1 protein-coding gene is annotated in these 828 nt (G+C 57.1%); it reads right to left on the bottom strand.

Translation table 11 applies throughout. The annotated features are described in order from the left end of the window. Positions 1 to 828: NRAMP family divalent metal transporter (locus JTP94_RS13105; RefSeq protein ID WP_204850937.1), on the bottom strand; the 828-nt coding region annotated here is incomplete at both ends.

Here is an 828-nt window from a genome sequence, read left to right as displayed (position 1 = left end):
AGGCCGATAGCGGCGGCGACCATGACGAGCGTTGCTAGCCATCCGACGATCTTCAATCCGATTTGCAACCGAAACTCGCCCATTGCCGGACGATGGCTCGAAAGATGCATCATCAACGCCATGACGGGAACTGCGACGACGCCATTGATCACCGCACTCCAGAACAGCGCCTTGATTGGATCTATCGGACTGAAATTCAGGCCAATTCCCAGCAACGTTGCGACAGCGATAGCTCCGTAGAAGGCCTTTGCCCTTCCGGCCGTGCGTGAGAGCCCCACAGGCCATCCAAAGGTCTCTCCAAGCGCATAGGCAGATGAGCCGGCGAGCACGGGTAGGGCGAGCAGCCCGGTTCCGATGATGCCGAGAGCAAAGATGAAAAACGCAAAAGGCCCCGCTATCGGCCGGAGTGCCTCGGCTGCCTGCGAAGATGTCTGGATATCGGTGACGCCGTGCGCGTTCAACGTTGCTGCAGTCGTCAAAATTATGAACAGTGCCACCACGTTCGAGATGAGCATACCGATATAAGTATCCCATTGGATACGCTGAAACTCCGGCTTCGCTTGCTCGGGCGCGCGTTTAAGCGGTTTTGCCTGTGGGCGTTCTTTGACCTCCTCAACTTCTTCTTCAGCCTGCCAGAAGAACAAGTAGGGGCTGATTGTCGTCCCGAGCACGGCAACAACCGCCGTGATGTAGGGCCCATCGAAGGTGATGTGCGGCACGACCAGATTATAGCCGACGGTGCCCCATGGAATATGCACCACGAACGCGACGCCGACATAAGCGAAGAGCGAGAGGGTCAGCCACTTTAAAACCGAAACGTACCGCGAG

The organism is Martinezella lusitana, from assembly GCF_016901135.1.
GTDB classification, from domain to species: domain Bacteria; phylum Pseudomonadota; class Alphaproteobacteria; order Rhizobiales; family Rhizobiaceae; genus Rhizobium; species Rhizobium lusitanum_D.
Note: the sequence above shows the minus strand (reverse complement) of the source record. Positions and strands in the feature narration are given on the sequence as shown.